The organism is Rhodococcus sp. WMMA185 (genome assembly GCF_001767395.1).
In the GTDB taxonomy this organism is placed as follows: domain Bacteria; phylum Actinomycetota; class Actinomycetes; order Mycobacteriales; family Mycobacteriaceae; genus Rhodococcus_F.
Window position 1 is genome coordinate 576,042 of record NZ_CP017014.1, and the last position, 18,493, is coordinate 594,534.

The 18,493-nt window shown below is 64.0% G+C and carries 18 protein-coding genes; all 18 read left to right on the plus strand.

Annotated elements, in window-relative coordinates; genetic code table 11:
* The first annotated feature begins 120 nt into the window (after nt 1-120).
* On the plus strand, nt 121-891 hold the full coding sequence (locus tag BFN03_RS02430; RefSeq protein WP_070377667.1) for a CPBP family intramembrane glutamic endopeptidase: 771 nt from the start codon (nt 121-123) through the stop codon (nt 889-891).
* Nucleotides 892-986: 95 nt separating this feature from the next.
* Nucleotides 987-1,505 (plus strand): OmpA family protein, encoded by a 519-nt coding sequence (locus BFN03_RS02435; RefSeq protein WP_232320409.1) that lies wholly within the window; start codon nt 987-989, stop codon nt 1,503-1,505.
* A gap of 143 nt (nt 1,506-1,648) precedes the next feature.
* Nucleotides 1,649-3,280, plus strand: coding sequence for an amidohydrolase (locus tag BFN03_RS02440; protein WP_070377668.1), 1,632 nt, complete (start codon nt 1,649-1,651; stop codon nt 3,278-3,280).
* A gap of 42 nt (nt 3,281-3,322) precedes the next feature.
* Nucleotides 3,323-4,690, plus strand: coding sequence for a chloride channel protein (locus BFN03_RS02445; RefSeq protein WP_070380551.1), 1,368 nt, complete (start codon nt 3,323-3,325; stop codon nt 4,688-4,690).
* Between the two features lie 42 nt (nt 4,691-4,732).
* The gene (locus BFN03_RS02450) at nt 4,733-5,632 is read left to right on the plus strand and encodes a restriction endonuclease (protein ID WP_070377669.1); all 900 of its coding nucleotides are present in this window, start codon (nt 4,733-4,735) and stop codon (nt 5,630-5,632) included.
* Between the two features lie 165 nt (nt 5,633-5,797).
* On the plus strand, nt 5,798-7,006 hold the full coding sequence (locus BFN03_RS02455) for a serine hydrolase domain-containing protein (RefSeq protein ID WP_070377670.1): 1,209 nt from the start codon (nt 5,798-5,800) through the stop codon (nt 7,004-7,006).
* Between the two features lie 99 nt (nt 7,007-7,105).
* Nucleotides 7,106-7,528 carry an Rv3143 family two-component system response regulator gene (locus BFN03_RS02460; protein WP_070380552.1) on the plus strand — a complete coding sequence of 141 codons (423 nt, stop codon included), beginning with the start codon at nt 7,106-7,108 and terminating at the stop codon, nt 7,526-7,528.
* Nucleotides 7,529-7,744: 216 nt separating this feature from the next.
* A complete protein-coding gene (locus BFN03_RS02465) occupies nt 7,745-8,104 on the plus strand; it encodes an NADH-quinone oxidoreductase subunit A (protein WP_070377671.1) in 360 nt (119 codons plus the stop codon).
* A gap of 49 nt (nt 8,105-8,153) precedes the next feature.
* Nucleotides 8,154-8,708 (plus strand): NuoB/complex I 20 kDa subunit family protein, encoded by a 555-nt coding sequence (locus BFN03_RS02470; RefSeq protein ID WP_070377672.1) that lies wholly within the window; start codon nt 8,154-8,156, stop codon nt 8,706-8,708.
* 38 nt (nt 8,709-8,746) lie between these two features.
* Nucleotides 8,747-9,436 (plus strand): NADH-quinone oxidoreductase subunit C, encoded by a 690-nt coding sequence (locus BFN03_RS02475; protein ID WP_070377673.1) that lies wholly within the window; start codon nt 8,747-8,749, stop codon nt 9,434-9,436.
* The gene (nuoD, locus tag BFN03_RS02480) at nt 9,436-10,752 is read left to right on the plus strand and encodes an NADH dehydrogenase (quinone) subunit D (protein ID WP_070377674.1); all 1,317 of its coding nucleotides are present in this window, start codon (nt 9,436-9,438) and stop codon (nt 10,750-10,752) included. Before BFN03_RS02475 ends, nuoD begins: the two co-directional genes overlap by 1 nt.
* 91 nt (nt 10,753-10,843) lie before the next feature.
* Entirely contained in the window at nt 10,844-11,665 is an 822-nt protein-coding gene (gene nuoE, locus BFN03_RS02485; RefSeq protein WP_442971898.1) for an NADH-quinone oxidoreductase subunit NuoE, read from the plus strand.
* Between the two features lies 1 nt (nt 11,666).
* Complete coding sequence (gene nuoF, locus BFN03_RS02490) at nt 11,667-12,965, plus strand: NADH-quinone oxidoreductase subunit NuoF (protein WP_070377675.1); 1,299 nt, start codon at nt 11,667-11,669, stop codon at nt 12,963-12,965.
* 14 nt (nt 12,966-12,979) lie between these two features.
* Nucleotides 12,980-15,394 carry an NADH-quinone oxidoreductase subunit G gene (locus tag BFN03_RS02495; protein WP_157109552.1) on the plus strand — a complete coding sequence of 805 codons (2,415 nt, stop codon included), beginning with the start codon at nt 12,980-12,982 and terminating at the stop codon, nt 15,392-15,394.
* A complete protein-coding gene (gene nuoH, locus BFN03_RS02500; protein ID WP_070377677.1) occupies nt 15,391-16,752 on the plus strand; it encodes an NADH-quinone oxidoreductase subunit NuoH in 1,362 nt (453 codons plus the stop codon). Before BFN03_RS02495 ends, nuoH begins: the two co-directional genes overlap by 4 nt.
* On the plus strand, nt 16,745-17,365 hold the full coding sequence (gene nuoI, locus BFN03_RS02505) for an NADH-quinone oxidoreductase subunit NuoI (protein WP_084385474.1): 621 nt from the start codon (nt 16,745-16,747) through the stop codon (nt 17,363-17,365). Before nuoH ends, nuoI begins: the two co-directional genes overlap by 8 nt.
* Nucleotides 17,365-18,180, plus strand: coding sequence for an NADH-quinone oxidoreductase subunit J (locus tag BFN03_RS02510; protein WP_070377678.1), 816 nt, complete (start codon nt 17,365-17,367; stop codon nt 18,178-18,180). The genes nuoI and BFN03_RS02510 overlap by 1 nt, the downstream gene beginning before the upstream one ends.
* A complete protein-coding gene (gene nuoK, locus BFN03_RS02515; protein WP_070377679.1) occupies nt 18,177-18,476 on the plus strand; it encodes an NADH-quinone oxidoreductase subunit NuoK in 300 nt (99 codons plus the stop codon). Before BFN03_RS02510 ends, nuoK begins: the two co-directional genes overlap by 4 nt.
* Nucleotides 18,477-18,493: the final 17 nt, after the last annotated feature.

Consider the following 18,493-nt stretch of genomic DNA (forward strand, 5'->3'; position numbering starts at 1 on the left):
CGATGGGGCCCCGCGTGTCGAGGGTGCGTCGGTCCACACAGAGTGGGAAAGCTCATACAGGTCGGAGCCGGTAAATCCGTACACTCTCCGGATGCAATTCGAAGGAGACCGGCCGCACGTATGACTATCGAATCCAACTCCGCGGGGGCCATATACACACAGTCAACGGGGGGTCGGGCGGGGCGGCCGAGGCTGCACGCCTATCTGGATATCGCGATCGTCGTGGTCGTCCTGGTGGGCACGAATCTGATCGCACACTTCACCACCGCGTGGGCCAGCATCGCGACGGTGCCGATCGCCGCTGTCGTGCTGCTCGTCCTGACGCGCCGCCGAGGGCTCGGCTGGGCCGAGTTGGGGCTTTCCCCGAGACACTGGCGCCGGGGTTCGCTGTACGCCCTCGGTGCGATGGGCCTGGTGATCTCCGTTGTCGCGATCGGAGCGGCGTTGCCGCTGACTCGCCCCTTCTTCATGGCCGACCGGTACGCGACTCTCTCCGGTGCGCTCGTCGCCTCGATGATCGTCATCCCACTGCAGACCGTGATCCCCGAGGAACTGGCATTCCGTGGTGTGCTCCACGGCACGCTGGACCGTGTGTGCAGTGCACGCGGAGTCTTCGCCGCGGGATCGCTCATGTTCGGTCTGTGGCACATCGCGTCGTCGCTGGGGCTGACCTCAGGAAACAAGGGACTGTCGAGCATTCTCGGCGGCGGTGTGATCGGGCAGATTCTCGGCATTGCGGCGGCGGTGGTCGCCACTGCGGGTGCGGGAATGGTGTTCACCTGGCTGCGCCGCCGCAGCGGCAGCCTGATCGCGCCGATTGCGCTGCATTGGGCGCTGAATGGCGCGGGTGCGCTCGCCGCGGCCATTGTGTGGCACACGACCATCGCTTGAACGGGGCGGTCGATTCGCCCTTGCGTCCGGGGCACCCGGTCTATCCTCACGAAGGGTAGGCATTCCGGACGATATCGACCGCGAGGGGAATCGAGATGATTCGCAAGACGATCGTCAGCGGCGGCGCAGTGGCTGCCATTGCGCTTGCCGGGGTAGCCGGCTGTTCCAGCGAGGATTCGGATGAAACTCCGGTAACCACCACGATGTCGGAGCCCGGCCCGTTGGAGGGCGCGGCTACCAGTATCAGAGCTACGGCGACGTCCGCGGTGAACGCGGCGATCGAGGCTACCCAGAATGCCATCAATGCGGCGATCTCGTCTGTGCCGATCCAGTTCGAAGCCGACAGTTCGGAATTGAACCCGGTCTCCAATGTGACGCTCACGGCCATCGCGGTAGCGCTGAAGACGAGTGATGCAGCAATCGAGATCGAGGCATATGCAGACATGTCCGACGAGGCTGCTGCGCAACAATTGGCAGAGGAACGTGCCGATTCCGTCGCCAGCGCGCTCGAAGCTCAGGGGATAGACAAGGACCGGATCTCCACGGAGGGAACCGCGAATCCAGGCGGAGACGTCAACGTCGATCAGGCCGAGATCACGGTGTCAGAGAACTGATCGAACCGTCGGGCCGACGTGTATTACATACGCGCTATTCGCACATTTCGCCTGCTAAGTAGTTGTAGTGTGAAATCACGGTCGACACTCGCTGCCGGCGCGTTGGGGGTCGTCCTCGCCCGGTCCGACGGGAGGGTGCACTGATGGGCAAGAAGTCTGACAAGACTGCCGATCTGGTGCTTTTCGGTGACGTGGTCACCATGGATGACAACCGGCCTCACGCTCAGGCCGTTGCGGTGCGCGACGGGCGGATCGCGGCTGTCGGCGACGACGCTGCGGTAATTCCCCTGATAGGGCCTACCACGGTCACCGTCGACCTCGGACGAGCCTGCGTGCTACCCGGATTCGTAGAAGCGCACGGGCACCCGCTCAACTCTTCACTGCTTCTCGGCGAACCGGTAGTGGACATCAGGCCGGTCACCATCGCCGATGCGGAAGAAGTTGTAGCGGCCGTGCACAAGGCCGTCGACGACCATCCCGACGGCGCCGTCCTCAACGGCTGGGACCCCCTGTTGCAGAGGGGTCTACCGGAACCGACCCGCGAGTGGCTCAATTCTGTCGGCCCGGACAGCTCGCTGGTGATCTTGCACAACAGCGGGCACGTTGCCTTCTTCAACGACGTGGCCGCGCGGGAGGCTGGGTTGACCCGTGACACGCCGGATCCCGAGGGGGGCAGCTTCGGCCGGGACAAAACCGGTGAACTCGACGGCTCGGCCTTCGAGGCGCCCGCGGTGATGGCGGTAGCCGCAAAGCTACTTGCCGGGGGCATCGCTCGGCTCCCCGAACTGCTGTCGGCGGAATGTGCGCGATTGAACGCCGCCGGTGTCACCACGACCAGCGAGATGGCGTTCGACCCGAACTTCCGGACCGCCTTGACCGCGTTCTCGAGATCGGGCGCGCTCACCACCCGCCTTCGTCTGTACGAGATGTCGAACCCGGAGCATTCCACCGAGGTGTCTCCGGGTGTGGGCAACGACCTGGTCCGGCAGGTAGGCATCAAGATATGGGCGGATGGTTCGCCCTGGGTAGGTAACGCGGCCACCAGCTTTCCGTACATCGATTCGGACGCCACGCGCGCGATGGGCCTCGCCGGGACCCGCGGCAAGGCGAACTACACCGAGGACGAGGTTCTCGAGATCAGCCAACCGTACTTCGAGAAAGGCTGGCAGATCTCCGCTCACACGAACGGAGACGATGCGGTCACCGTCGTGCTCGACGCCTGGGAGCGAATGCTCGCGGAGGCACCGCGCGAGGACCACCGGTTGCGGCTCGAGCACGTCGGGGCCATGACCCCGGACCAGTTCCGTCGTGCGGCCGAACTCGGCGTCACGTGCAGCATGTTCGTCGACCACCTCTACTACTGGGGAGACGTTCTCGTCGACGACTTGTTCGGTCCGGAGCGTGGATCATCCTGGGCGGCAGCTGCTTCCGCAATTGCCGCGGGGCAGCGTATCTCGTTCCACAACGACGCCCCGGTCACCCCGGCCAACCCGCTACGCAACATCGCCGACGCCGTCACACGCCGTACTCGGTCGGGACGCGTACTCGGACCCGAGGAGCGGATCTCCGTCATGGAGGCTCTCCGCGCGGAGACGATCAACTCGGCTTGGCATCTGCACAGTGATGATGTCATCGGGGCGATCAAGCCGGGTATGCACGCCGATTTCGTTGTACTGTCGTCGAATCCGCTCTTCGTGGACCCAGACGAGATTGCTGATCTGAACGTCCTCGCCACGATCATGGAGGGCCAGACGGTTTTCGGAAAACTCGGGTGATCGGCGGTGGTGGCAGGATCGCGGTCTGCGCGAAAGATCGAGATGTCCGCGAGAACCTGGATCAACAACGCAACCTACCTGCGTAAATGGATCGTTCTGGGCGCGGCCATCGGGGTGATAGCGGGTCTGGGAGCGACCGCGTTCTACTTCGCCTTGGCGGAGGCTACTCGACTATTGCTCGTGGAGCTGGGGGGCTACCAACCACCGACCGCAGCGGGCGACGGTGGTTTGAGCGAAAGCAGGGGATTCGAGCGGCCCTGGGCGATCCCGCTCGTGGTGTGCTTGGGCGGTCTGGTCTCGGGGATCCTCGTGTTCAAGCTCGCTCCGGAAGCCGAGGGTCACGGCACCGATGCGGCAATCGACGCCGTTCATCGCGATCCCCGAATGATCCGTGTGCGTGTCGTTCTCGTCAAAATCGTGGCTTCGGCGGTGACCATCGGGTCAGGTGGGTCCGGCGGCCGCGAGGGTCCGACGGCCCAGATCTCGGCCGGCTTCGGGTCGTTGCTGGCTCGTCGGCTCGACCTGTCACCGCGGGACGGCAGGATCGCCGTGGCGGTCGGAATCGGCTCGGGCATAGGTGCAATCTTCGGTGCCCCACTCGGGGGCGCTGTGTTGTGTTGCACGATCCCGTACCGGGAGGACTTCGATTTCGACGTTCTGATCCCAGCATTTGTCACGTCGATAGTCAGTTATGCGGTGTTCGGCCGCTTGGTCGGCTTCGGACCTCTGTTCGGGACCGCCGCGGAGGAGTACGTCTTCGTCGCACCACTCGAGTTGGTCTGGTTTGCCCTGATCGGCGTCCTCGGTGGTTTGGTCGGACTTCTCTACAGCGGAACCTTCTATACGACGGTAGATCTCACTCGCCTGCTTCCGGGAAGTCGGATCCTCAAACCCGCGGTCGGCGGTTTGCTGGTCGGACTGTTGGCGCTGGTGCTGCCGGAGGTGTTGGGCAGTGGGTACGGCTGGATCCAGCAGTCGATGTCGCGCATCGACCTCGAGGCGATCCCGTTGTGGGTGGTGTTGGTACTGCCGCTCGCGAAGATTCTGGCGACCTCGCTGTCGATCGGTTCAGGTGGGTCCGGGGGTATCTTCGGACCCGGATTGGTGATCGGTGCGTTCACGGGTGCTGCGGTGTGGCGCGTGCTCGAACCCTGGGCCCCGGGCATTCCGGACAGTCCGGCGCCGTTCGTCATCGTCGGAATGATGGCCTGCTTCGGCAGCATCGCCCGCGCCCCATTGGCGGTGATGCTGATGGTGGCAGAGATGACCGGCAGCATCGGCGTGCTCGTGCCCGGGATGATTGCGGTGGGAATCGCCTACCTCATCGTGCGCCGGTCGGGGAAGACCATCTACCGCTCTCAGGTCGAGAACCGTGAAGAAGCCCTACGGCGGCAGGGCGGGGCGGGATGAACGGATCGGGGTCCGTGTGCGGGCGACTCGGGCGATTCCGGCATGCTTGTGGTCATGACCGTTCATGTTCCCCAGTACGTTGACCTCTTGTGGCCGGCGCTTCAGGCCGCCATTGCTCTCGGTGGCTCGGCGTCGAACGAGGAACTCGACAGTGCGGTCGTTGAGCGCGAAGGTCTTTCGTCCGACGTGCAGTCGGTTCTGCACGGCGACGGTCCCAGCACGGAAATCGAGTACCGGTTGGCCTGGGCCCGGACGTATCTGAAGGGGATGGGCCTGCTGACCAACAGTCGGCGCGGAGTGTGGAGCGTGACGGAGAAGGGGCGAGAGGTGACCGAGAGCGAGATCCGCCCCCTGCACGCCGAGTTCTCCGCGGAGAACCGCAAGCGGAATGCGGCCCGCAAGTCGGCGAAGGCTGCTTCACGTCGAAGCGACGAACCGGATGCGAACATCGCCGAGGCCGAGAACGATGCGGATTGGAAGGACCTCCTGCTCGACACCGTTCTGAAGATGTCGCCGCCGGCGTTCGAGCGGTTGACCCAACGGTTGCTGCGGGAGGCGGGATTCTCGAGTGCGTCCGTTACCGCGCGCGGGGGTGATGGGGACGTCGAGGGGCTCGGGGTGTACCAGCTCTCCCTGCTCAGCTTCCCGGTGTTCTTTCAGTGCAAGCGCGAGCGCGGCAGTGTCGGCGCCGGAGCGGTGCGCGATTTCCGTGGAGCGATGGCGGGCCGCGGCGAGAAGGGTCTGCTGATCACCACCGGCACATTCACCGGTGACGCCCGGACCGAGTCGAAGAGGGATGGCGCGCCGCCGATCGATCTCATCGACGGCGACCGGTTGTGTGACTTGCTGAAGGAGCATTCGCTGGGAATCCAGACCACTACGAGGCTCGTCGAGGATGTCGAGGTCAGGTTGGAGTACTTCAACTCTCTAGAACCCAAATAATCGAGAGTAGGCCTCAAACCGCTGGTCGGGGCATACTTTCCCGTTGCGGTATGGGCACGAAGCGATCACGCAGGCCCAGAGCGACGGGCGCGACCGTCCTGAAGTGTGTAAACAGGATGTTAAACGTGTATCGCATTCACGTGAAGGACGGCGAGAGGAGTCGCTATGACTACCACGACGCCGTGGCCGTTGATGGGCCGTACCGTACGGGCTCCGGCGAGAATGCTGGTGGACCGCCGGTTCGGGATGCTCGTCGATCAGTTCTTTGCACTCTTCCACGACACCCGTCAGGGCGGCGGCGCGCTGGCCGTATACCTGCACGGAGAACCGGTCGTGGACGTGTGGGCGGGCTGGTCGAGCCGCGAGACCCGGTGGAAGGAAGACACCGTCACCCTCACGTTCTCTACGGGCAAGGGTGTTGCGTCCACCGTGCTGCACCGTCTCGCGGATCGAGGCATCATCGATTACGACCTGCCGGTAGCGCATTACTGGCCGTTGTTCGCTGCGGCGGGCAAAGAAGCCATCACCGTCCGTGAACTGCTGTCGCATCGTGCCGGGCTGCACCGAGTTCGTGGGCTCGTTCCCGGTCCGCTGAGTCTGATGGACCATTCCCTGGTCAGCGCGGCCCTAGCGGCTGCCGAACCGGATCCGCGCAGGCTGAAAGCGCCCGGATATCACGCGGTGACGTTCGGTGCGCTCGTTGCCGAACTGACTTCCCGGGCATCAGGCATGCCGTTTACCGACCTCGTGCGCACCGAGATCGCCGAACCACTCGGGGTGAAGGAATTCTGGTACGAGGTGCCCGTTGGTGAACGTGGCCGGATCGCGAAGACTTTCCCACGTATCAACCCCTTCGGGGTCCCGTGGGCGGCCACTTCGTTCGCAATGTCGCGATTGCCCGGGTTGCGCGACGTGGCGGATGCCGGCATGCCTGCCGGATTCGATCTCCTCGTCCGCAACCCCGCGATCCACGACAGCGTTATGCCGGGATGGAATGGGGTTTTCAACGCCCGGGCCCTGGCCAGGATGTACGGAGCGTTGGCGAACCGCGGCACAGTCGGCGGCAGCGAGTTCCTCCGGCCGGAGGTGGTGGCGCAGGTGAGCGAGGTGCAAACGACCGCGCGAGACTACGTGCTGGGCATCCCGATGAATTGGCGTCTCGGGTATCACGCGGGGATGGTAGCCCGGAGAAGGCAACCTCGGAATACGTTTGGGCACTATGGGTTAGGAGGATCCGGTGCCTTCGCGGATCCGGATACGGGGCTGTCGGTCGCCTTCGTCACGAACCGGCTCGGTAACATGCTGACACCCTTCGCGGACTTCCGGCTGCCCAGGCTCGGCTCAACCGCACTCGCGATTGCCGAGAGGTTGTAGCCGAGCGCATTCTTGGCGTTTCGATTCGGGTTGGATCTTCCGATCTCGGTCACCGCGTGCCGCAGGTCTCGAGGTCGTCAGACCGGTAGCATCGAGTCCGTGACCGACGCGACCGCTGATAAGACCCGTCCCGATCGGCTGCGTGTCCTCGTCTACAGCGACGACGCGAACACCCGTGAGAAGGTCATCCTGGCGTTGGGAAAGCGTCCGCACCCAGACCTGCCGGAGTTGGAGTACGTCGAGGTAGCGACCGCTGCGGTCGTGATCGCGCAGATGGATGCGGGCGGCATCGATCTCGCCATTCTGGATGGGGAAGCAGTACCGGCCGGCGGAATGGGGATCGCCAAGCAGTTGAAGGACGAGATCGACCGGTGTCCTCCGATTCTTGTCCTCACCGGGCGCCCCGACGACGCCTGGCTGGCCTCTTGGTCGCGCGCCGAGGCGGCGGTGCCGCACCCGATCGATCCGCTCGAATTGTCGGAAGCGGTCATAGCGCTCCTGCGCACCCGACTGCCTGCCTAGGTTTTTCGGAGCCAATTCCGGCCCGTTGACGAGCCGACCAACATCCTGTGCCGCATAGGGATTCCGTTCTGCGAGATCTGTCGTAACTCGCTCGCTCAAACCCGCCGGGCTTGACGACAAGCCTTGTACGCTGTGCGATAACTCACAAGAGCGTAGCTTCGGAAACGACAGTCCGGAATCGGGCGGCAACTCGTGAAGAGGGGAGTTGGGGTTGGCATGAATGTGTATGTGCCGATTCTCGTGCTCGGAGCGGTCGCGGTAGCGTTCGCGGTCTTCTCCGTAGTCATATCGAGAATCGTCGGCCCCAAGCGCTACAACAGCGCCAAGCTCGAAGCTTACGAATGCGGTATCGAGCCGGCGCCGCACGGCATCGGCTCAGCCCGTTTCCCGGTGAAGTACTACATGACCGCCATGCTGTTCATCATCTTCGATATCGAGATCGTGTTCCTTTACCCATGGGCCGTGCATTTCGACGCGCTCGGTGTCTTCGGTTTGGTTGCCATGGCCCTGTTCATCTTCAACGTCTCCGTCGCCTACGCATACGAGTGGCGACGTGGCGGTCTCAGCTGGGATTGATCGGTCTCGAAAGCGATCCAAAAGGGAAGTCGGAAGGGAAAAGTCGGATATGGGCATCGAGGAGAAGCTGCCGAGTGGCTTCCTGTTGACCACGGTCGAGTCGCTCGCGGGCTACTTCCGTAAGGGCTCATTGTGGCCGGCAAGTTTCGGGCTCGCCTGCTGCGCGATCGAGATGATGGCGACCGCGGGTGGACGCTACGATCTCGCCCGCTTCGGCATGGAGGCGTTCCGCGCCTCGCCGAGACAGGCTGATCTGATGATCGTCGCAGGCAGAGTCAGTCAGAAAATGGCCCCCGTTCTGCGGCAGATCTACGACCAGATGGTCGAGCCGAAGTGGGTGCTTGCTATGGGTGTCTGTGCGTCGTCCGGCGGCATGTTCAACAACTACGCAATCGTGCAGGGCGTCGACCACGTGGTACCCGTCGATATCTACCTGCCAGGGTGTCCTCCGCGCCCCGAGATGTTGCTGAACGCGATCCTCACGTTGCACGAGAAGATCCAGGAGATGCCTCTCGGTGTCCACCGCGAAGAGGTGGCGCGTGCAGTAGAGCAGGCGGCACTGGCGGCGACTCCCACGATCGAGATGAAAGGTCTCCTCCGTTGAGTGGCTCGGGGGCGGGTGAGCCATCCCGGGACGAAGTAGTGCCGACCGAAAGCGGATTGAGTGGTGTCCCCGAACAGATCGACGTACGCCGTGGACTGTTCGGTGTGCAGGGCACAGGTGACACCTCCGGATACGGGGGTCTCGTTCGCCCCGTCCTGCTACCGGGAAGTACGCCACGTCCTTACGGCGGATACTTCGACGACGTCGCGGACGGCCTTCATGCGGCGTTGGCCGAGGCGGGCGTGGCCTTCGAGGAGGCGATCGAGAAGGTCGTCGTCTTCCGCGGAGAGATCACCTTCGGTGTGCGCCGAGAGTATCTGCGGCAGGTCGCTCGTACCGTGCGCGACGAGCCCGATCTGCGTTTCGAGATGTGCCTGGGCGTCAGCGGGGTGCACTACCCGCAGGACGCGGGTCGCGAATTACACGCCGTATACCCGCTTCTGTCGATCACGCACAACCGTCGCATACTGCTCGAGGTTGCGGTCCCGGACGCCGATCCACACATTCCTTCGCTGAGCGAGATATACCCGACGAACGACTGGCACGAGCGGGAGACGTACGACTTCTTCGGCATCGTTTTCGACGGGCATCCGGCGCTGACCCGCATCCAGATGCCCGACGACTGGTCCGGCCATCCGCAGCGCAAGGACTACCCGCTCGGCGGAATCCCCGTCGAGTACAAGGGCGCGGAGATTCCGCCACCCGACGAACGCCGGGGGTACAAGTGATGAGCGAAGACACCGTCTACACCGTTTCCGGTCAAGACTGGGATGAGGTCGTCGATGCGGTGAAGACGGCCTCGGGAGACGCGGATTCGGAGTCCCGTGAGGAACGGATCGTCGTCAACATGGGCCCGCAGCATCCGTCGACGCACGGTGTTCTGCGGTTGATCCTGGAGATCGAGGGCGAAACCGTAACCGAAGCCCGGTGCGGGATCGGCTACCTGCACACCGGAATCGAGAAGAATCTCGAATACCGAAACTGGACGCAGGGTGTCACCTTCGTGACCCGTATGGACTATTTGTCGCCGTTCTTCAACGAGGCGGCCTATTGCCTGGGCGTCGAGAAACTGCTCGACATCACCGAGCAGGTCCCGGAGCGGGCCAACGTCATCCGGGTCATGCTCATGGAACTCAATCGCATCTCCTCGCACCTGGTAGCCCTCGCCACCGGCGGCATGGAACTGGGCGCGGTCAGTGCGATGCTCTTCGGATTCCGTGAGCGCGAATTGGTTCTCGACGTGTTCGAGATGATCACCGGGCTCCGCATGAACCACGCGTACATCAGGCCCGGTGGACTCTCTCAGGACCTGCCGCCGGGAGCGGTCGAAAAGGTGCGTGAACTGCTGACGTTGATGCCGGAGCGGCTGCGGGACATGGAGAACCTTCTCAACGACAATCGCATCTGGAAGGGGCGCACTGAGGGCATCGGGTACCTCGATCTCACCGGGTGCATGGCTCTCGGAGTCACCGGACCGATGCTGCGCGCCACGGGTCTGCCGCACGATCTGCGCAAGTCGCAACCGTACTGCGGGTATGAGAACTACGAATTCGAGGTCAGCACTGCCGACACATGCGACTCCTACGGCCGTTACCTGATCCGGGTCGACGAAATGAAGGAATCGCTGAAGATCGTCGAGCAGTGCCTCGATCGGTTGCGGCCCGGCCCGGTAATGGCAGAGGACAAGAAGATCGCCTGGCCGGCGGACTTGAAACTTGGCCCAGACGGCCTGGGTAACTCACCCGAACACGTCGCGAAGATCATGGGCTCGTCGATGGAATCTCTGATCCACCATTTCAAGTTGGTGACCGAGGGCTTCAGGGTTCCCCCAGGGCAGGTCTACACCGCTGTGGAATCACCGCGAGGCGAGCTCGGTGTCCACATGGTCAGTGACGGGGGTACCCGACCGTATCGGGTGCATTTCCGCGACCCGTCTTTCACCAATCTCCAGTCGGTGGCCGCAACCTGCGAGGGCGGGATGATCGCCGACGTGATCGCAGCTGTCGCGAGCATCGATCCCGTGATGGGCGGTGTCGACCGATGAACAGGGTCCTCTCGACCAAGCGGTTGGGTCTCGCGTGGAGGGAAAGGGAGCGCAGCGAATGAGTGACGAGGCAGCGACACACGGCCTGGCTGTGACACCCGTGGGTGCAGCGAGCAGAGATCCTGTGTTCATAGAGTTCGGCCCCAGGCCGGAGGAGGAGACGCAACTGGTCCGGCCGGGTGCCCGCGAGGAGTATCCGCCGGATGTGCAGACGAGGCTCGAAGCCGACGCGGCATCGATCGTCGAGCGCTATCCGGATTCCCGATCCGCCTTGTTGCCGTTGCTACATCTCGTACAGGCGGAAGACGGGTACATCACCCCGGCCGGTATCGAATTCTGTGCCACCACGCTCGGACTCACCGGTGCCGAGGTGGCTGCGGTGGCCACATTCTATTCGATGTACCGCCGTGAACCGACGGGGGAGTACTACGTAGGCGTCTGCACCAATACGCTGTGCGCGATCATGGGCGGCGATGCAATCCTCGCCGCACTGGAAGAGCACCTCGATCTAGCCCCGGGCGGAACCTCCGAAGACGGCAAGATCACGCTCGACCACATCGAGTGCAACGCGGCCTGTGATTACGCCCCGGTCGTGATGGTGAATTGGGAGTTCTTCGACAACCAGACGCCGGAGTCGGCGAGTTCGCTGGTGGACGATCTGCGTTCGGGTGAGGCGGTTACTCCGAGCAGAGGAGAGACGCTCTGCACGTTCCGTCAGACCGCCCGCATCCTGGCAGGGTTTCCCGATGAACGCCCCGGAGCGGTCGAGGGCGGGATCGCGGGCGCACCTACTCTGGCCGGCCTGCGCGTCGCACGGGAGTTGGGTATGACGGCGCCGGACCCTTCGGAAGTAGAGGCTGCTACCACCGCGGAAGCACCACCACCCGCCGACAACGGACGCAAGGGGAACTGACATGCCACTGACCCCTGTCCTCAGCCGATACTGGGACGATTCCACCTCCTGGACCCTCGACACCTATCGTGGACACGGCGGGTACGAGGGCGCGCAGAAGGCGCTGCGCATGGACCCGGACGAGGTGATCTCCACCATCAAGGACGCGGGACTACGCGGCCGCGGCGGTGCGGGCTTCCCGACCGGGATGAAGTGGTCGTTCATCCCGCAGGGCGATGACAAACCGCACTACCTGGTGGTGAACGCCGACGAGTCCGAGCCCGGCACATGCAAGGACATTCCGCTGATGCTGGCCACGCCCCACACCCTGGTGGAGGGCATCATCATCGCGGCGTATGCCATCCGCGCCGGCCACGCGTTCATCTACCTGCGCGGCGAGGTGGTCCCGGTGCTACGGCGGCTGCAGGCTGCCGTCGTCGAGGCCTATGCGGCCGGCTACCTCGGCAAGGACATCCTGGGCACCGGTTACGACCTCGAGTTGGTGGTTCATGCCGGTGCCGGCGCATATATCTGCGGTGAGGAGACAGCGCTGCTCGACTCGTTGGAGGGGCGCCGCGGCCAGCCGAGGCTCAGGCCGCCGTTCCCAGCGGTCGCCGGGTTGTATTCATCGCCGACGGTCGTCAATAACGTCGAGTCGATCGCCAGCGTGCCCTCGATCATCGTGAACGGTGTCGAGTGGTTCCGGTCCATGGGTAGTGACAAGTCGCCCGGGTTCACGCTCTATTCCCTGTCCGGGCATGTAACCAGCCCAGGACAATACGAGGCGCCACTGGGGATCACGCTGCGCGAGTTGCTCGAATACGCAGGGGGCGTCCGTGCCGGGCACCGACTGAAATTCTGGACCCCCGGCGGCTCGTCGACGCCGATATTCACCGATGCCCATCTCGATGTTGCACTCGACTACGAAGGCGTCGGAGCAGCCGGATCAATGTTGGGCACCAAGGCATTGCAGATATTCGACGACACGACTTGCGTGGTACGCGCAGTGCTGCGCTGGACCGAGTTCTACGCGCACGAATCCTGCGGCAAGTGCACGCCTTGCAGGGAAGGTACCTACTGGCTGGTGCAAATCCTGCGGCGTCTCGAGCGAGGGGACGGCACCGAGGAGGATCTCGAGAAGCTGCTCGACATCTCGGACAACATTCTCGGCAGGGCGTTCTGCGCGCTCGGTGACGGTGCGGCCAGCCCGATCATGTCCTCCATCGAGTACTTCCGTGACGAATACCTCGCACATTTCGAGCAGGGCGGCTGCCCGTTCGATCCGCATCAGTCCACCCTCATGGCGGGGGTGCACGCGTGAAAGCCGAGTCGCCCGTGAGTGAAGAAATCGTCAATATCACTATCGATGGTATCGAGGTCGGTGTTCCCAAGGGTACGTTGGTAATTCGCGCGGCAGAGTCGATCGGAATCCAGATCCCGCGGTTCTGCGACCACCCACTGCTCGATCCTGTCGGAGCCTGTCGGCAGTGTCTGGTCGATGTCGAAGGACAGCGCAAGCCGCTTGCTTCCTGCACCACCACCGTCACCGAGGGCATGGTCGTGCGGACTCAGCTCACCTCACCTGTGGCAGACAAGGCGCAGAAGGGCGTGATGGAGTTGCTGCTGATCAACCATCCGCTGGACTGCCCCGTATGTGACAAGGGTGGCGAGTGCCCGCTGCAGAATCAGGCAATGTCCAACGGCCGGGCCGACTCGCGGTTCGGCGGGGTCAAGCGCACGTTTCCCAAGCCGATTCCGCTTTCCACGGAGGTTCTCCTCGATCGTGAGCGATGCGTTCTCTGCGCCCGCTGCACCCGATTCTCGGAGCAGATCGCGGGCGACCCCTTCATCGACCTCCAGGAGCGCGGAGCGCTTCAGCAGGTCGGCATCTACGCAAAGGAACCGTTCGAGTCGTACTTCTCGGGCAACACTGTGCAGATCTGCCCAGTGGGTGCGTTGACGGGAACGGCCTACCGGTTCCGCGCCCGTCCGTTCGACCTGATCTCGAGTCCCAGCGTTTGCGAGCATTGCGCGAGTGGGTGCGCTCAGCGCACCGACCACCGACGGGGCAAGGTGTTGCGCCGCCTGGCCGGCGACGATCCCGAGGTCAACGAGGAATGGAACTGCGACAAGGGGCGGTGGGCGTTCGCCTACGCCACTGAACCCGACCGCATCACCTCGCCCTTGGTCCGCGGCGAAGACGGTACCTTGTCGCCTGCATCCTGGTCCGAGGCTTTGGCCGTCGCTGCACGCGGGCTGACCGCCTCCCAGGGCAACGCCGGAGTCCTCGTCGGGGGGCGGTCGACGTGGCAGGATGCATACGCTTATGCGAAGTTTGCGCGAATCGCACTCGGCACCAACGATATCGATTTCCGGATTCGATCCCATTCCGTCGAGGAAGCCGAGTTCTTGGCCGCACGCGTGGCGGGGCAGCGACTCGCTGTCACATATGAAGACCTCGACGAGGCACCTGTCGTCCTGCTCGCCGGGTTCGAGCCGGAGGAGGAGTCGCCGATCGTTTTCCTTCGGCTGCGCAAGGCGGCGCGAGGAAGGGCGCTGCCGGTGTACTCGATCGCCCCCTACGCCTCTCGCGGTTTGGAGAAGATGTCGGGCAGATTGCTGAAGGCCACACCGGGTGCCGAACCCGGAATCCTCGACGCGATCCGCATCGCAAGCACCGACCCGGGAATCACCGAGCTGTTGCGGAAACCGGGTGCGGTGATCATGGTCGGTGAGCGACTCGCCGCCATCCCCGGGGCGCTCTCCGCAGCTGTGCGATTGGCCGACGACACCGGGGCTCGGTTGGCCTGGGTGCCGCGGCGGGCGGGTGAACGGGGTGCGCTCGAAGCCGGTGCCCTGCCGAACCTTCTGCCCGGTGGCCGGCCCGTCGACAACCCGGAGGCGAGGCGGCAGGTCGCTGCGGTCTGGAACCTCGAGAACTTGCCGGACACCATCGGCCGCGATGTCGAGGGCATCCTCGAGGCTGCGCAGGCAAAGACCCTCGAAGCGCTGGTGTTCGGCGGCGTCGAGGTCGACGATCTCCCAGACCCACAGGCTGCACTCGCAGCCGTCGAGGCCGCCGGATTCGTTGTGAGTCTGGAGTTACGTCGTAGTGCGATCACCGATCGTGCGGACGTCGTCTTCCCTGTGGCGCCGGTGATGGAAAAACCGGGTACCTTCCTCGACTGGGAAGGTCGCACACGCGATTTCGACACCGCCCTTCGAGACACGGGTGCGATGCCGGACCAGCGAGTGCTACACGCGCTCGCGGGTGAGATGGGCGTAGCGCTCGGCCTTCCCGACGCCGTTAACGCGCGGCGCGAACTCGACCGGCTCGGGGCATGGGATGGTGACTTCCCGGCTCCACCGCGCCACCCGCAGCGGCCACAACGGGTCCCCGGTCCCGGCGAGGTGGTGCTGTCGACCTGGCGGATGCTGCTCGACGCGGGTCGGTTGCAGGACGGTGAACCGTACCTGGCTGGCACGGCGCGCACCCCGGTCGTGCGGCTGTCTGCGAGGGCGGCCGCGGAGATCGGTGCCGCTGAAGGGAATTTGGTGACCGTCGTTTCAGAACGGGGAACGGTCACATTGCCGTTGGCAGTCACCGACCTGCCGGATCAGGTGGTGTGGCTGCCGATGAACTCGCCCAGTTCCGCGGTGTACCGGCAGTTGGCCACCACGGCGGGCAGTGTCGTGCGCATCCGCCGTGCGACGGATTCCGACGTCGTCACTTCGGGAGGTTCCCAATGACTGCCGAAGGCATCTACCCCGACCCCACGCTTTTCGGTCACGATCCGTGGTGGCTCGTGCTGGGCAAGGCCCTGGCCATCTTCATCTTCCTCATACTGACCCCGCTGGTGACTATCCTCGCCGAGCGCAAGATCATGGCCTGGATGCAGATGCGGGTCGGCCCCAACCGGGTTGGGCCCCGGGGGATGCTGCAAAGTCTGGCCGACGGCATCAAACTCGCATTGAAGGAAGGCATTGTCCCCAAAGGGGTGGACAAGCCGATCTACATCCTCGCGCCGATCATTGCGGCGGTGCCGGCGTTCATGGCCTTCGCCGTGATCCCCTTCGGCCCCGAAGTATCGATCTTCGGCCACCGCACCGCGCTTCAATTGACCGACCTGCCGGTAGCGGTCCTCTACGTTCTCGCGGCCACCTCGATCGGCGTCTACGGCATCGTCCTGGCCGGCTGGGCGTCGGGTTCCACTTACCCGCTGCTCGGAGGCCTGCGCTCGACGGCGCAGGTGATCTCGTACGAGATCGCGATGGGCCTGACTTTTGCGGCCGTATTCGTGTATGCGGGGACCATGTCCACTTCGGGGATCGTCGCGGCCCAGGAGAGTACCTGGTACGTGTTGCTGCTGCTGCCATCGTTCCTCATCTATGCCATTTCCATGGTCGGGGAGACCAATCGGGCCCCGTTCGACCTTCCCGAGGCTGAGGGGGAACTGGTCGGCGGCTTCCACACGGAATACTCCTCGCTGAGCTTCGCGATGTTCATGCTCGCCGAATACGTGAACATGGTGACGGTCTCGGCGCTCGCGACCACCTTGTTCTTCGGCGGCTGGCGCGCCCCCTTCCCGTTGAGCCTGTGGGAAGGCGCCAACTCCGGTTGGTGGCCGGTGTTGTGGTTCACGCTCAAGGTTTGGGCGTTCTTGTTCGTATTCGTCTGGCTGCGAGCCACCTTGCCCCGGCTGCGGTACGACCAGTTCATGGGTCTCGGGTGGAAGATTCTCATCCCGTTCGCCCTGGTGTGGGTCATGGTCGTCGCGACGGTCCGTGCTTTCCGCAACGAGGGCTACGAGGTTTCTTCGATCGCCCTGGTTCTCGCGGGGTTGATCGTCGCCTTGGTCGTACTGGCGCTGTTGTGGAACCGCCTGCGTCGGAGCCGCATCGAGGGGCCCGGCGAACGTGTCGAGTCTGAGCCGCGCTCTCAAACGTCGCCGGAAACTCTCGAACCGTTCGACCCCATGGCCGGTGGGTTCCCGGTGCCTCCCATGCCGGGCCAGACGCTGCCGACGTTCCGCCGCACACCCGTTTCAGCTTCAAGCACGCGCGACCCGCGCCCCATCGGATCGACACGGGAGGACAGCGATGCGTAAATTCCTCGGTCCCATAGCAGGTTTCGGCGTGACCTTGAAGACGATGTTCAAGAAGCCGAACACCGAGTTCTACCCCGAGGAGAAGGTGCCGACCGCGGAACGGTACCACGGCCGGCACCAGCTCAACCGGTATGCGGATGGGCTCGAGAAGTGCATCGGGTGTGAGCTGTGCGCGTGGGCGTGCCCGGCCGACGCCATCTACGTGGAGGGCGCAGACAACACCGACGAGGAACGCTACTCGCCAGGGGAACGGTACGGCCGCGTCTACCAGATCAACTATCTGCGCTGCATCGGGTGCGGTTTGTGTATCGAGGCGTGCCCGACCCGGGCGTTGACGATGACCAACGAATACGAGATGGCGGACGACAACAGGGCGGGCTTGATCTACGAGAAGGATCAACTGCTCGCCCCACTCGAGCCCGGCATGGTCGATTCGCCGCACCCGATGGCCCCAGGAACCACGGCTGAGGACTACTACCGCGGGGCAGTGGGTACAGGCGCGCAGCCTGCGGAGCGCCCCAAGGATGCGGACGCGCAATCTGCCGGGCGCCCCAAGGATGTGAATGCGGAACCTGAAGAAACCGAGTCGCGGGGAGAAGGAGAGTCGGCGTGATGAACGCGATGACGTCTGCGGCCCAGGTGGTGGCGCAGCCCCTTACGGAGACCTCGACGGGTGAGGGGGTGCAATTCTGGATTCTCGGGACCCTCGCCGTCATCGGCGCACTCGGGGTGGTGAGCGCCACCAAGGCCGTCTACTCGGCGATCTTTCTGGCCACGACCATGATCATCCTCGCGGTCTTCTATATCGCGCAGGGCGCACTCTTCCTCGGTGTCGTGCAGATCGTCGTCTACACCGGCGCGGTCATGATGCTGTTCCTGTTCGTACTCATGCTCATCGGAGTCGACTCTTCGGAATCTCTGGTGGAGAATCTGCGCGGTCAGCGGGTGGCCGCGATCTTGGTGGGACTGGGATTCGGAATCCTCCTGATCGCCGGTCTCGGAAGGGCTTCGGTCGCAGTATTCGAAGGGCTGGGCCAGGCCAACGCAGGGGGAAACGTCCAAGGCTTGGCCGAGCTCATCTTCATCCGGTATGTGTGGGCGTTCGAACTCACCGGCGCGTTGCTGATCACCGCGACCATCGGGGCGATGGTGCTTGCGCACCGAGAACGCTTCGAGCGGAGAAAGGACCAACGGGAGTTGTCCGAGGAGCGGTTCCGTGAGGGAGGCCGCGTCACACCGCTACCGAGTCCCGGTGTCTACGCACGGCACAATGCGGTCGACATACCGGCGTTGCTGCCGGACGGGTCGTTCTCCGAACTCTCGGTCAGCCGGTCGCTCGAGCGGCGCGCGGGCCCACCGCCCGCGCTCGGCCCCGCGGATGGCTCGGCTCCTGACACCGAGGACTCCGGTGAGGAAGGCCCACGATGAATCCGGAGAACTACCTGTACCTCGCGGCGCTGCTGTTCACGATCGGTGCGGCCGGAGTCTTGATGCGGCGCAACGCCATCATCGTGTTCATGTGCATCGAGTTGATGCTCAATGCGTCGAATTTGGCGTTCGTGACGTTCGCCCGCATGCACGGCAATCTTGACGGGCAGGTGTTCGCCTTCTTCACCATGGTGGTTGCGGCGGCTGAGGTCGTCGTCGGACTAGCGATCATCATGACCATCTTCCGTTCCCGCCGTTCGGCTTCCGTCGACGACGCCAACCTCCTCAAGAACTGACGGGTCCAGATGACACA

Bases quoted from the DNA above. Each gene is read 5' to 3' on its own strand.
- BFN03_RS02455 (WP_070377670.1), top strand. From the start codon at position 5,798: ATGACTACCACGACGCCGTGGCCGTTGATGGGCCGTACCGTACGGGCT.
- BFN03_RS02430 (WP_070377667.1), top strand. From the start codon at position 121: ATGACTATCGAATCCAACTCCGCGGGGGCCATATACACACAGTCAACG.
- BFN03_RS02510 (WP_070377678.1), top strand. From the start codon at position 17,365: ATGAACGCGATGACGTCTGCGGCCCAGGTGGTGGCGCAGCCCCTTACG.
- BFN03_RS02470 (WP_070377672.1), top strand. From the start codon at position 8,154: ATGGGCATCGAGGAGAAGCTGCCGAGTGGCTTCCTGTTGACCACGGTC.
- nuoF (WP_070377675.1), top strand. From the start codon at position 11,667: ATGCCACTGACCCCTGTCCTCAGCCGATACTGGGACGATTCCACCTCC.
- BFN03_RS02450 (WP_070377669.1), top strand. From the start codon at position 4,733: ATGCTTGTGGTCATGACCGTTCATGTTCCCCAGTACGTTGACCTCTTG.
- nuoD (WP_070377674.1), top strand. From the start codon at position 9,436: ATGAGCGAAGACACCGTCTACACCGTTTCCGGTCAAGACTGGGATGAG.
- BFN03_RS02445 (WP_070380551.1), top strand. From the start codon at position 3,323: ATGTCCGCGAGAACCTGGATCAACAACGCAACCTACCTGCGTAAATGG.
- nuoK (WP_070377679.1), top strand. From the start codon at position 18,177: ATGAATCCGGAGAACTACCTGTACCTCGCGGCGCTGCTGTTCACGATC.
- nuoI (WP_084385474.1), top strand. From the start codon at position 16,745: ATGCGTAAATTCCTCGGTCCCATAGCAGGTTTCGGCGTGACCTTGAAG.
- BFN03_RS02465 (WP_070377671.1), top strand. From the start codon at position 7,745: ATGAATGTGTATGTGCCGATTCTCGTGCTCGGAGCGGTCGCGGTAGCG.
- nuoH (WP_070377677.1), top strand. From the start codon at position 15,391: ATGACTGCCGAAGGCATCTACCCCGACCCCACGCTTTTCGGTCACGAT.
- BFN03_RS02440 (WP_070377668.1), top strand. From the start codon at position 1,649: ATGGGCAAGAAGTCTGACAAGACTGCCGATCTGGTGCTTTTCGGTGAC.
- BFN03_RS02435 (WP_232320409.1), top strand. From the start codon at position 987: ATGATTCGCAAGACGATCGTCAGCGGCGGCGCAGTGGCTGCCATTGCG.